General features: G+C 61.8%; 11 protein-coding genes. 10 read left to right on the plus strand and 1 reads right to left on the minus strand.

Going from position 1 to position 11932, the window contains the following annotated elements; all coding sequences use genetic code 11:
- Positions 1-123 precede the first annotated feature (123 nt).
- From ACP15N_RS05245 to ACP15N_RS05280, 8 genes are read left to right on the plus strand one after another with little or no spacing between them, the layout of a single operon-like run.
- Entirely contained in the window at positions 124-528 is a 405-nt protein-coding gene (locus ACP15N_RS05245) for a MerR family transcriptional regulator (protein WP_425091163.1), read from the plus strand.
- A gap of 24 nt (positions 529-552) precedes the next feature.
- Positions 553-2331 (plus strand): acyl-CoA dehydrogenase C-terminal domain-containing protein, encoded by a 1779-nt coding sequence (locus tag ACP15N_RS05250; RefSeq protein ID WP_425091164.1) that lies wholly within the window; start codon positions 553-555, stop codon positions 2329-2331.
- A 50-nt stretch (positions 2332-2381) separates the two neighbouring features.
- Positions 2382-2594: a hypothetical protein gene (locus tag ACP15N_RS05255; protein ID WP_425091165.1), complete on the plus strand. Its 213-nt coding sequence runs from the start codon at positions 2382-2384 to the stop codon at positions 2592-2594.
- 19 nt (positions 2595-2613) lie between these two features.
- Positions 2614-3759 carry an acyl-CoA dehydrogenase family protein gene (locus ACP15N_RS05260; RefSeq protein WP_425091166.1) on the plus strand — a complete coding sequence of 382 codons (1146 nt, stop codon included), beginning with the start codon at positions 2614-2616 and terminating at the stop codon, positions 3757-3759.
- A complete protein-coding gene (locus ACP15N_RS05265; RefSeq protein ID WP_425091167.1) occupies positions 3756-4028 on the plus strand; it encodes a hypothetical protein in 273 nt (90 codons plus the stop codon). The genes ACP15N_RS05260 and ACP15N_RS05265 overlap by 4 nt, the downstream gene beginning before the upstream one ends.
- The gene (locus tag ACP15N_RS05270; RefSeq protein ID WP_425091168.1) at positions 4025-4660 is read left to right on the plus strand and encodes a glutathione S-transferase family protein; all 636 of its coding nucleotides are present in this window, start codon (positions 4025-4027) and stop codon (positions 4658-4660) included. The genes ACP15N_RS05265 and ACP15N_RS05270 overlap by 4 nt, the downstream gene beginning before the upstream one ends.
- A gap of 11 nt (positions 4661-4671) precedes the next feature.
- Complete coding sequence (locus ACP15N_RS05275) at positions 4672-5883, plus strand: acetyl-CoA C-acetyltransferase (RefSeq protein WP_425091169.1); 1212 nt, start codon at positions 4672-4674, stop codon at positions 5881-5883.
- Positions 5884-5896: 13 nt separating this feature from the next.
- A complete protein-coding gene (locus ACP15N_RS05280) occupies positions 5897-8104 on the plus strand; it encodes a 3-hydroxyacyl-CoA dehydrogenase NAD-binding domain-containing protein (RefSeq protein WP_425091170.1) in 2208 nt (735 codons plus the stop codon).
- Between the two features lie 67 nt (positions 8105-8171).
- Here the strand turns inward: ACP15N_RS05280 and ACP15N_RS05285 are convergent, their stop codons facing one another.
- Positions 8172-9071, minus strand: coding sequence for a DMT family transporter (locus tag ACP15N_RS05285; RefSeq protein ID WP_425091171.1), 900 nt, complete (start codon positions 9069-9071; stop codon positions 8172-8174).
- Between the two features lie 82 nt (positions 9072-9153).
- Here ACP15N_RS05285 and ACP15N_RS05290 point away from each other — a divergent pair, with 82 nt between their 5' ends.
- Together ACP15N_RS05290 and ACP15N_RS05295 are read left to right on the plus strand one after the other, a co-directional pair.
- Positions 9154-10779, plus strand: coding sequence for an AMP-binding protein (locus ACP15N_RS05290; RefSeq protein WP_425091172.1), 1626 nt, complete (start codon positions 9154-9156; stop codon positions 10777-10779).
- 136 nt (positions 10780-10915) lie between these two features.
- On the plus strand, positions 10916-11932 hold the full coding sequence (locus ACP15N_RS05295) for a hypothetical protein (RefSeq protein ID WP_425091173.1): 1017 nt from the start codon (positions 10916-10918) through the stop codon (positions 11930-11932).

Raw genomic sequence — 11932 nt, forward strand, 5'->3', positions numbered from 1 at the left:
TTGTCCGTATTTCGCAGGATGCGCCTGAAGTGACGCGACGTCCCGCTTACGTAAACGTCATCTGATCTTGTATATCGCATCCTGCGGAGGCACATGCACCCTGCTTCCGAGGAGAATGTTGTTATGACCGATACCGAGTACAAATCCATCAGGGACATGTGTGACGATTTCGATGTCACCCCTCGTACCCTGCGTTTTTACGAATCCAAAGAACTGCTCTTTCCCAAGCGCGACGGCCAGAAGCGCCTGTTCACGCGTCGCGACCGCGCACGTCTGAAACTGATCCTGCGCGGCAAACGCTTCGGGTTCAGCCTCGAGGAAATCCGGCAGTTGCTGGACCTCTATGACCGGGGCGACCGGCAACTCGCACAGTTGACAAAAACCTATGACATCGCGCGCGAGCGGCTTGCCGATATGGAACGCCAGCGTGCCGAACTGGACGAAGCCATCGACGAGCTTCGCGAACAACTCAAATGGGGGGAAGAGATGATCGTTTCCCTCAAAGCCAAAGAAAACGCCGCCGCCTGAGCGCGCACCCGACGGGAGACCACAATGCCGACCTACACCCCGCCCACCAAGGACATGCAGTATCTGTTGCACGACGTGCTGAACGTCTCGGCGCGCGATATCCCCGGCTATGACGAACTGGATCGTGATTTCACCAATGCGATCCTAGAGGAAGCCGGGAAACTGGCGACCAACGTCTTGCAGCCGCTCAATACGGTGGGGGACGCGCAGGGCTGCACCTTGGAAAACGGAGTCGTACGCACACCCGAAGGGTTCAAGGCCGCCTATGACGAGATGCGCGCAGGTGGCTGGACCGGTCTCGATATGGATCCTGAGTATGGCGGCCAAGGCATGCCGAACATCATGCTGACCTCCACCGGTGAGATGTTCAGCGCCGCCAACATGGCGTTCCAGATGTACAATGGCCTGACGCACGGGGCGATGTCGGCAATCCATGCGCACGGATCAGAGGCGCAGAAGGCCACGTATCTGCCCAAGATGATCGCTGGCGACTGGTCCGGCACCATGAATCTGACCGAGCCGCAATGCGGTACCGATCTGGGCCTGATCCGCACCAAGGCAGAACCGCAGGACGACGGCACCTACGCCATCACCGGGCAGAAGATCTGGATCTCCGCCGGTGAACACGACATGACCGATAATATCATCCACCTGGTGCTTGCGAAGATCCCGGGCGGACCAGAAGGTGTCAAAGGCATCAGCCTGTTCATCGTGCCGAAATTCATCGTCAACGAAGATGGCAGCCTGGGCGAGCGAAACGCACTTTCCTGTGGCGGTCTTGAACACAAGATGGGCATCCACGGAAACGCCACCTGCGTCATGAACTACGACGGCGCCAAGGGCTACCTGATTGGCGAGGTGAACAAAGGCATGCGCGCCATGTTCACCATGATGAACGAGGCGCGTCTGGCGGTGGGCACCCAGGGCTACGCACAAGGCGCGGTGGCCTATGAAAATGCGCTCGGCTTCGCGCTTGACCGCTTGCAGGGCCGCGATGTGACCGGCGTGAAAGCACCGGAAAAAGCGGCCGACCCGATCATCGTGCACCCTGATGTGCGCCGGAACCTCATGGACCAGAAGTCCTTCGTCGAGGGCGCGCGGGCTTTTGCGTTCTGGGGTGCGACCCTGATTGATGAGGCGCACCGCAACAACTCCAAGGAAGCCGAGGACATGATCTCGCTCCTGATCCCGGTGCTGAAGGGCTTCCTGACCGACAAGGGATTCGAGACCACGGTGCTGGCCCAGCAGACGCTTGGCGGGTCAGGTTTCACGCAGGAATGGGGTCTGGAACAATTCGTTCGCGATGCCCGGATCACGATGATCTACGAAGGCACAAATGGCATCCAGTCGCTGGACCTCGTCGGGCGCAAGCTGGGTCTGAACGGCGGCAAAACCGTCATGGATTTCTTCGCGCTGGTGAAGGGCTTCATCAAGGAAAACGAAGGCAACGCCGATCTGAAAACCGGCTTCCTCGACCCGCTCAAGACCGCGTCGAAAGACCTGCAAGCAGCCGGCATGTACTTCATGGCCGAGGGTATGAAGAACCCCAATAACGCGCTCTCCGGGTCCTATGACTTCATGCATCTCTTCGGCCATGTGTGCCTGGGTCTCATGTGGGCGAAGATGGCCAAGGCGTCGATGGCGGCACTGGACGCCGGGGACACCGATACCGAGTTCCACGAGACGAAGATCGCGACAGGTCGCTACTACATGGCGCGGCAACTGCCGATGACCGGGACGCATCTGGCGCGCATCACGTCTGGTGCGGAGCCTGTGATGGCGCTGGAGGCTGCGAACTTCTAAGGTCCGGGTCCGGCCCGATCCGGCCGGCCCCACCTAAAGGAGAGACATCAATGGCCAAACGCATCCGCCTCACCCGACGCTTCCCAGCCGCCATGACCGAGGATGGCTACCGGCGGCTTAGAAAACTGGCGGGCGAAGCGCAGATGAGCGAAGGCGATTTCCTGTCTTTCGTGTTCGAGAATTTCGACAGCGTCACGGATGACGACAACCTTACGCATCGCCTGCGACTTTGGCAGGCGGCGCTGGCCCATCAACGAGACTGACAAAACAACCGGGGGGACCATGAGCACAGATTGGATGACCGAAGAGCACGCGATGCTCGCGGAGATGACCAACAATTTCATCACGACCGAATGGGCCCCGCATTTCGAGCGGTGGCGCGACCAGGGCGAGATGGATCGTGAAATCTGGCAGCAAGCGGGAGAGTTGGGCTTGCTGTGCCCCTCGATCCCCGAAGAATACGGCGGACCGGGTGGCGATTTCGGGCACGAGGCCGCCATCCTGATCGAGATTGCGCGCACCAATCTGTCCGCATGGGGCGCAGGCCACGGCATCCATTCCGGGATCGTGGCGCATTACATCCTCGAATACGGCTCGGAAGAGCAGAAGAAGAAATGGCTGCCAAAAATGGTGTCGGGAGAAATGGTCGGTGCGCTTGCCATGACCGAACCGGGCGCAGGCTCGGACCTGCAAGGCATCAAGACCCGCGCGATCAAGGACGGCAACGCGTACAAGCTGAGCGGATCGAAGATTTTCATCACGAACGGGCAGCACGCCAACCTGATCGTGGTCGCTGCAAAGACGGACCCGTCCGAGGGCGCGAAGGGCGTGTCGCTGGTCGTGCTGGAAACCGAGGGCGCCGAAGGCTTCTCCCGCGGCAAAAACCTGCACAAGGTCGGCATGCACGCAGCCGATACGTCCGAGCTCTTCTTCGATAATGTCGAGATACCGCCGGAAAACATCCTTGGCGGGGAAGAAGGCCGCGGCTTCTACCAGATGATGACGCAGCTTCCGCAGGAACGGCTGATCATCGCGGCCGGAGCGGTTGGCGCGATGGAAGGCGCGGTCGAACGCACCATCGCCTATGCCAAGGAACGTCAGGCTTTCGGTGGCCCGATCCTGCAATTCCAGAACACGCGGTTCAAACTGGCCGAATGTCAGACCAAGGCCACCGTGGCCCGCGCGTTTCTGAACGAATGCATCTCGGAGCACATGCGTGGCGAGTTGTCAGTCGAGAAGGCCGCCATGGCCAAGTATTGGCTGACTGACACACAGGGAGAAGTGATCGACGAGTGCGTGCAACTGCACGGCGGCTATGGCTACATGGCCGAATACGACATCGCCCAGATGTGGTCGGACGCGCGCGTGCAGCGCATCTACGGCGGCACGAACGAGATCATGAAAGAACTGATCGGGAGGGCGCTGTGAGCGCGCTTCACGAAACGCTCGGCCAGAACAGACACGGTCGCCATGAGTATTTCGACAAAGAAGAAGTGAAAGGCGCGCCCCTGCCAATACGCCTCTGGTTAGACGGCCGCAGGGGCGACTTCTCCTTTGGCGGTCATCGGCTCTCCAGCCTGTACCGCATGCTGAAGGTGCACGTGTTAAGGTTAACGGCGGCTTTCTTCGCGTCTTCTTTGCAAAAATACTCGAAGTACAAACCATCCAGTGGCGCAACGAAGGGGGCGGACGCATGACCATGCAGCTTTACTGCTTCGGTGAATCCGGACACTCCTACAAAGCCGCCCTTGGCCTGACCCTTGCCGGGATTGACTGGGCGCCTGTGTATGTCGACTTCTTCAAGGGCGCGGGCCGCAGTCCGGAACACCTCGCGCGGAACGAGATGGGCGAATGCCCCGTTCTTGTCGACGGTGATCTGACGCTGACCCAATCGGGCGTCATCCTCGACTACCTGTCCGAGAAGACGGGTAAGTTCGGGTTGCAGGATACAGCCCAGCGGCGCGATGTGTGGCGCTGGGTGCTTTGGGACAATCACAAGCTGTCCTCGATGCTCGGCGTGACCCGGTTCATGATGAACTTCGTCCCCGAGGACAAACGCCCGACCGAGGTCATTGGCTGGCTTCAGGGCCGCAACAAAGGCGCGTACAGGACGCTGGAGGGCGCGCTCGAAGGGCGCGAGTGGCTGGTTGGCAACGCGATCACCGCCGCTGATATCTCGTGTTGCTCGTACCTTTATTATCCCGAGCCCTTCGGGTTCGACCGCAAAGACTTTCCCAATATCGACCGCTGGCTGGACGGCATTGCCGCCCAACCCGGCTGGAAACACCCCTATGACCTTATGCCCCGCGCCTTTCCGGCGGCGGCATGACCGGAGGACCTATGACCGAAGCTTACATCTATGACGCCGTGCGCACCCCTCGCGGCAAAGGCCGCAAGGATGGCAGCCTGCATGAAGTGACCGCAGCGCGCCTGTCCGCTTTGACGTTGAACGCCGTGAAAGACCGCAATGGCCTCGAAGGGCATGCGGTCGAGGACGTGATCTGGGGCAATGTCACGCAGGTGATGGAACAGGGCGGCTGCCTCGCCCGCACGGCCGTGTTGGCCTCTGACCTTGACGAATCCATCCCCGGCCTTGCCATCAACCGGTTTTGCGCATCCGGGCTTGAGGCGGTGAACATCGCGGCAAACCAGGTGCGCGGCGGCGGAGGCGATGCCTATATCGCCGGCGGGGTGGAGATGATGGGCCGCGTGGCCATGGGCTCGGACGGAGCGGCAATCGCCGTTGATCCCTCCATCGCGATGGACAGCTATTTCGTCCCACAAGGCATCTCGGCTGACATCATCGCGACCGAGTACGGGTTTTCACGCGATGATGCCGACGCACTTGCCATGGCCTCCCAACAGCGCGCGAAGGCAGCCTGGGATGACAAGCGGTTCGACAAATCGATCATCACCGTGCGCGACCAGAACGGCCTGCCCATTTTGGATCATGACGAATACATGCGCCCGCAAACGGACATGCAGTCGCTCGGCGGGCTGAAGCCGGCGTTCAAGGACATGGGGGAGCAGATGCCGGGCTTTGATGCCATCGCGCTGATGAAGTACCCGCATCTGGAAAAGATAGAGCATATCCACCACGCCGGGAACTCCTCCGGCATTGTGGACGGGGCGGCGGCCCTGTTGATCGGCAACAAAGCTTTCGGTGAGGCGCACGGGCTCAGGCCCCGCGCGCGCATCAAGGCGACGTGCAAGATCGGCACGGATCCCACGATCATGCTGACCGGGCCTGTTCCCGCCACTGAAAAGATTCTGGCCGATACGGGCATGAGCATCTCGGACATTGATTTATTCGAGGTTAACGAGGCTTTCTCGTCCGTCGTTCTGCGCTTCATGCAGGCGTTCGACGTGGACCATGACAAGGTCAACGTGAATGGCGGTGCGATTGCGATGGGCCACCCGCTTGGCGCGACCGGCGCCATGATCCTCGGCACGCTGCTGGACGAGTTGGAACGCTCCGGCAAAGGAACCGGCCTTGCCACCCTCTGTGTGGCCTCCGGCATGGGTGCCGCCACCATCATCGAACGCGTGTAAGGGAGACGGACAGATGAGCGATTTTTCTTACGCAGTGGACGCCGACGGCGTCGCGACAATCACATGGGATGTGCAGGGCAAGTCCATGAACGTGATGAACCAGCAGGGGTTCGTTGACCTCGATGCGCTGGTCGACAAAGCGCTTGCCGATGACGCGGTCAAAGGCATCATCATCACATCGGGCAAAGACAGTTTTGCCGGCGGCATGGACCTGAACGTCATCGCCAAGATGAAGGACGACGCGGGCGACAATCCTGCGCAAGGGCTGTTCACCGGTGTGATGGACATGCACGCCATCCTGCGCAAGATCGAACGCGCGGGCATGGACCCCAAGACCAACAAAGGCGGCAAGCCCATCGCGGCCGCCCTGCCCGGCACGGCGCTTGGTATCGGGTTGGAAATCCCGCTGGCCTGCCACCGGATCTTTGCCGCCGACAACCCGAAAGCCAAGATCGGCCTTCCGGAGATCATGGTCGGTATCTTCCCCGGCGCGGGTGGCACCATGCGGATCTCGCGCAAGCTGGGCCTGATGCAATCGGCCCCCATCCTTCTGGAAGGCAAGCTCTCAGACCCCAAGAAAGCCAAGATGGCGGGGATCGTCGACGAGGTTGTCCCCGCAGACGAGTTGCAAGCCGCGGCCAAGGCCTGGGTGCTGTCGGCGACTGATGCCGATATCGTCAAGCCCTGGGATCAGAAGGGGTACAAGTTCCCCGGCGGTGCGCCGTATCACCCCGCGGGTTTCATGACATTCGTCGGCGCCTCGGCGATGATCCACGGCAAGACCAAGGGCGCGTACCCGGCGGCCAAGGCGCTGCTGAGCGCCGTCTACGAAGGGGCGCTCGTCCCCTTCGACACCGCCCTGAAGATCGAGGCGCGCTGGTTCACCAACGTGCTGATGAACCCGTCTTCGTCGGCGATGATCCGGTCTCTCTTCATCAACAAGGAAGCGCTTGAAAAAGGCGCGGTGCGTCCCGCAGGCGTTGACGACCAGAGAGTTCAGAAGGTCGGCATTCTGGGTGCAGGCATGATGGGCGCCGGCATCGCCTACGTCTCGGCCAATGCCGGGATCGAGGTGGTGCTGATCGATGCGGCCCAGGATGCTGCGGATCGGGGCAAGGCTTATTCCGAAGGCATCCTCGACAAGGGGATCACCCGCAAGAAAGTCACGCCCGAGAAAAAGGAACAGGTCCTGTCGCGCATCACTGCGACCACGGACTATGCCGCGCTTGAGGGCTGCGACCTGGTGGTCGAGGCCGTGTTCGAAGACCCCGGCGTGAAGGCCGAGGTGACCGCGAAGGCAGAAGCCGTGATCGCGGACACCGCCATCTTCGCGACCAACACCTCCACCCTGCCGATCTCTGATCTCGCCAAGGCGTCCTCACGCCCTGAGCAGTTCATCGGCATCCACTTCTTCTCGCCAGTGGACAAGATGCTGCTGGTGGAGATCATTCGCGGCAAGCAGACCGGAGACCGCGCGGTGGCCAAAGCTCTCGATTTCGTGCGGCAGATCCGCAAGACACCGATTGTGGTCAACGACGCGCGGTTCTTCTACGCCAACCGCTGCATCATCCCCTATATCAACGAAGGCATCCGGATGGTCGCCGAAGGTGTGGAGCCGGCATTGGTTGAGAACGCAGCAAAGCTGCTCGGCATGCCGCTGGGTCCGCTGCAGCTGGTCGATGAGACCTCGATCGATCTGGGCGTCAAGATCGCCAAGGCCACCCGCGCAGCAATGGGCGATGCCTATCCCGATGGCGCGGTGGACGAGGTTCTGTTCTGGATGGCGGACGAGGGTCGCTTGGGCAAGAAATCCAACGCAGGCTTCTACAGCTATGATGACAAGGGCAAGCGCGGGCTTCTCTGGGAAGGTCTGGCCGACAAGTTCACGGTGGCTGACAACCAACCCGACCTTATCACCGTGCAGCACCGTCTGTTGATGGCACAGGTGCTTGAAGCGGTGCGCGCATTGGAAGACGGCGTCCTGATGGACATCCGAGAAGGGGATGTTGGCGCGATCCTCGGCTGGGGCTTCGCACCTTGGTCGGGCGGCCCCTTCAGCTGGCTGGACATGATCGGCGCGGAAAAGGCTGTCGAGATTTGCGATGGCCTGACCGAAGCGCATGGCGCACGGTTCACCACCCCTGAGTTACTGCGCGATCTGGCCGCCAAGGACGAAAGCTTCTACGGGCGGTTCGGGGCACCGGCAAAGGCTGCCGCTTGATCCGACACGCGGGACACCGGCAAGGCTTTTGCGGCGCTGGTGTCCCGCATCTTTCTGCTGCGGGACGCTACGGCTCCGGCTTGCGACTGCGCACCAGGATGACCACGCCAGCAACCACGATCAGGGCGATGCCGATCAGCGCCGGAGCGTCCGGCAATTCGCCGAAAACGCGCCATGCCCACAGACCGGCAAAGATCAGAAATGTATACTCGAAGATCGTCGTGAAGCTCGGGTCGGCGATCTGGTAGGCCCGCACAAGGCAGGCGACCGCCACGAGCGATCCGATCGCCTGCAAGGCGGTAAGCTGCAGGAACCGCGGGGTGATCGGCTGCCAGCCAGTCCGAAAGAAGTCTGGCCCATCCGTCGCGCCAAGAACCACAAGGCCTATGACGCCGAAAAGCCCCACCATTGCAAAGAACGCGGCGGTCAGAACGTGCGGCTCCTCCTGCGCGCAAAGTCGGCGGGTCGCAAGCGTGCCGCTCGCGTAAAATGCGCCCGCGAGGATCGCGATCAATGCGACCGGCTCGAATCCCGCGCCACCGGGGCGCAGGACCAGCAGCATCCCGCAGAACCCGATCAGAACCGCCGCAATCCGCCATGGGCCAACCGGTGCGCGCAGCACAAGGACCGAAATCAACAGCACGAAGATAGGCGAACTGAACAACCCCGCCCCCGCTGTCGCAATCGGCAGAACCGCCAGAGCGCCGAAATAAAGAAGTATCGATGTCGCAACGAGGCTGGATCGGAACAGGACCGCCCAGGGACGCACGACGCGCCAGCGCCATCCCAGAACCAGCCCGCCCCCGAAGACCAGCACCAGAACCATCACGCTTCGCACCGCGTGGAACTGCCACAAACCGGCGTCTTCGGCGATGAACCGCACGTAGTTGTCGATGACGCCGATAATGGCCATCGCCGCAACGATCAGGGCGGCGGACTCCTTTATGCGATTTTCCTCGACTGACATTGACCTACCCTTCGCGCTCGGGGGAGTTGACCACGCCCGCCCCGGGGCGTCTATTCGGAAAAAACGGTCGGGGAGGATCGATATGGGATGGCTGAGTGATGAGGGCGGGCTGAACAAGCGGGCCGCAAACCATGTGCCGCTGACGCCGCTGTCGCATTTGCAACGGGCCGCCCGGGTGTTTCCCAACCGCGAAGCGATTGTGTACGGGGGGCGCCGGTTCAGCTACGCCCAAATGCATGACCGCGTTAGCCAACTGGCCTCGGCCCTCGCGCAATCCGGGATCGCGCCCGGCGACGTCGTCGCCACCTTGCTGCCGAACGTCCCCGCCCAGATGGAGGCGCATTTCGGTGTGCCTGCCTGTGGCGCGGTGCTCAACACGATCAACATCAGGTTGGATGTCGATACAGTCGCCTACATCTTCGACCATGGCGGGGCGAAGGCTGTACTGGTTGATCCGCAGTTTCTACCCCTCGCAGCGGCCGCCTGTGACCTGATGGACGGGCCTGCACCCGCACTGATCGAGGTCGCAGATGATGCAGCGGGCGTGCACGCCACCGGCGCCTATCCAGAATACGAAACCTTTCTTCAGGGCGGCGACCCGGCATTCCCTTGGCTCATGCCGGAGGATGAGTGGGAAAGCCTCGCGCTGAATTACACATCAGGTACCACAGGCCGGCCCAAAGGCGTCGTCTACCACCATCGCGGGGCCTATCTGATGACGATGGGCACCGTGATCTCCTGGCGTATCACGCTCTACCCGCGCTTGCTCACGATTGTACCGCTCTTTCACTGCAATGGCTGGAATCATACGTGGATGATGCCGCTGCTCGGGGGCACGATCATCTGCTGCCGCGATGTCACCGCCGACGCGATTTATGCAGCGATCGAAGCCGAAGGCGTAACCCACATGGGCGGAGCGCCCATCGTGCTCAACATGATCGTAAACGCTCCCGACAGCGCGCGCCGTCCATTCGATCACACGATCGAAGTATATACGGCAGGCGCTCCGCCAGCGGCCGCCACCCTCGCCGCCATCGAAAAACTCGGGTTCAATATCACGCAGGTCTATGGGCTGACGGAAACCTACGGCCATGTCACCGAATGTGTCTGGGACCCGGCGTGGGATGCCAAGCCCGGAGAGGAGCGCGCAGCGATCAAGGCCCGACAAGGCGTCGCCTTTCCGATGATGGAAGAGATTACCGTCTTGGATGATCAGATGTCCCGGATCCCGCTGGATGGGCAAACCACCGGCGAAGTGATGATCCGCGGCAACGCGGTGATGAAGGGATACTTTAAGAACCCTGACGCCACCGAGGAGGCTTTTGCAGGTGGGTATTTTCATTCCGGAGACATCGCCCTCCAACACCCCGATGGCTACATCCAGATCGCAGACCGCGCCAAGGACATCATCATCTCCGGTGGCGAGAACATCTCGTCGGTAGAAGTCGAAGGCGCCTTGATGCACCATCCCGCAGTCATGCTGTGCGCCGTCGTTGCCAAACCGGATGACAAATGGGGGGAGGTCCCTTGCGCATTTGTCGAATTGAAAGATGGCCAGATGACCAGCGAAGAAGACCTCATCACCTTTGCGCGCGAGCGCCTTGCAGGGTTCAAGACGCCAAAGCAGGTCGTGTTTCAGGAGCTTCCCAAAACCTCCACAGGCAAGATCCAGAAATTCGAACTGCGCAAAATCGCAGCACGCCTCTGACCGGCTTCTTTTGTGCGCAAATACCTCGGGAGCGCGAGGGCAGAGCCCTCGCTCCCGGATTGAGCCAGACAGAGCAACCGGCTAAGGGTAAACGCAGCAGGCAATACAAAGGCACACAACAAGGCAGGCCGACGACGTGACCGCGCTCAAGGAGTATCTGAGGCTGGAGTCCACAGGCCTCTGGCGGCCTTCGGTGGAAGGCCAGAGGCGCGACGTCTACGTGTTCGTCGGCCAGGCGACCCTTGTCATCGCGGACAAGTCCGAAGCGCCGCTCAGCCACTGGTCGCTGGCCGCAATCGAACGCGTCAACCCAGGCGGGCGTCCTGCGATCTTCGCCCCCGGACCGGATGCCGACGAGACCCTCGAAGTGGCGGATCCCGATATGATCAATGCGATCGAGCGGGTTCAACGGGCTGTGCGTCGGGCGGACCCGAAACCGGGCCGTTTGCGGCTGCTCACGGCCAGCCTTTTCGGCTTCGCCGTGCTGGCTATCGGCGCGCTCTGGCTCCCCCGCGCCGTTGCCGATCACGCCGCGCGCGTGGTTCCGGAGGTGCAACGTGCGGCGGTGGGCGAGGCGCTCTTTGCCGAGATGCAGCGCTTGACCGGCCCGCCCTGCGGGCGCCCCGGGGATGCGGCGGTGCTGACCCGGCTGGCCACGCGTAGCCTTGGTCCGGGCGCCCCACCCGTACGGGTGCTGCGCGACGGGGTGGCCGACAGCCTGCAATTGCCGGGCGGTATGATCCTTCTGTCGCACCGCCTGGTCGAAGACTTCGAAACCGCATCACCTGCTGCCGGATTCCTGGTTGCGGCGCGCGAACGCGCGGAACGTGCGCCCCCGTTTGAAGTGCTGCTGGAGGAGGCCGGGGTGGTCGCAGTGCTGCGGCTGCTGACCACGGGGCAGATGCCGCAACAGGCCTTGCGAACCCATGCCCAGACCCTGGCCCGGTCCGCCCCTGCACCGCTGCGGGATACGGCGCTGGTGGAGGGTTTCGCCCGCGCGCGCCTGCCCACAACCCCTTACGCGCGCGCCATAGATATCACCGGCGAGACGACCAGCGATCTGATCGCAGCCGACCCGTTTGCCGATGGCGCGGCACCGATTGTTCTGGACGACAATTCGTGGGTGATCCTGCAAGGAATCTGCGGCAACTGA

Source organism: Tropicimonas sp. S265A, assembly GCF_049800835.1.
Lineage (GTDB): Bacteria > Pseudomonadota > Alphaproteobacteria > Rhodobacterales > Rhodobacteraceae > Dinoroseobacter.

What these genes read in the sequence shown, in the direction of transcription:
- ACP15N_RS05245 (WP_425091163.1), top strand. Translation starts at nt 124, where the DNA reads ATGACCGATACCGAGTACAAATCCATCAGGGACATGTGTGACGATTTC.
- ACP15N_RS05250 (WP_425091164.1), top strand. Translation starts at nt 553, where the DNA reads ATGCCGACCTACACCCCGCCCACCAAGGACATGCAGTATCTGTTGCAC.
- ACP15N_RS05255 (WP_425091165.1), top strand. Translation starts at nt 2,382, where the DNA reads ATGGCCAAACGCATCCGCCTCACCCGACGCTTCCCAGCCGCCATGACC.
- ACP15N_RS05260 (WP_425091166.1), top strand. Translation starts at nt 2,614, where the DNA reads ATGAGCACAGATTGGATGACCGAAGAGCACGCGATGCTCGCGGAGATG.
- ACP15N_RS05270 (WP_425091168.1), top strand. Translation starts at nt 4,025, where the DNA reads ATGACCATGCAGCTTTACTGCTTCGGTGAATCCGGACACTCCTACAAA.
- ACP15N_RS05275 (WP_425091169.1), top strand. Translation starts at nt 4,672, where the DNA reads ATGACCGAAGCTTACATCTATGACGCCGTGCGCACCCCTCGCGGCAAA.
- ACP15N_RS05280 (WP_425091170.1), top strand. Translation starts at nt 5,897, where the DNA reads ATGAGCGATTTTTCTTACGCAGTGGACGCCGACGGCGTCGCGACAATC.
- ACP15N_RS05285 (WP_425091171.1), bottom strand. Translation starts at nt 9,071, where the DNA reads ATGTCAGTCGAGGAAAATCGCATAAAGGAGTCCGCCGCCCTGATCGTT.
- ACP15N_RS05290 (WP_425091172.1), top strand. Translation starts at nt 9,154, where the DNA reads ATGGGATGGCTGAGTGATGAGGGCGGGCTGAACAAGCGGGCCGCAAAC.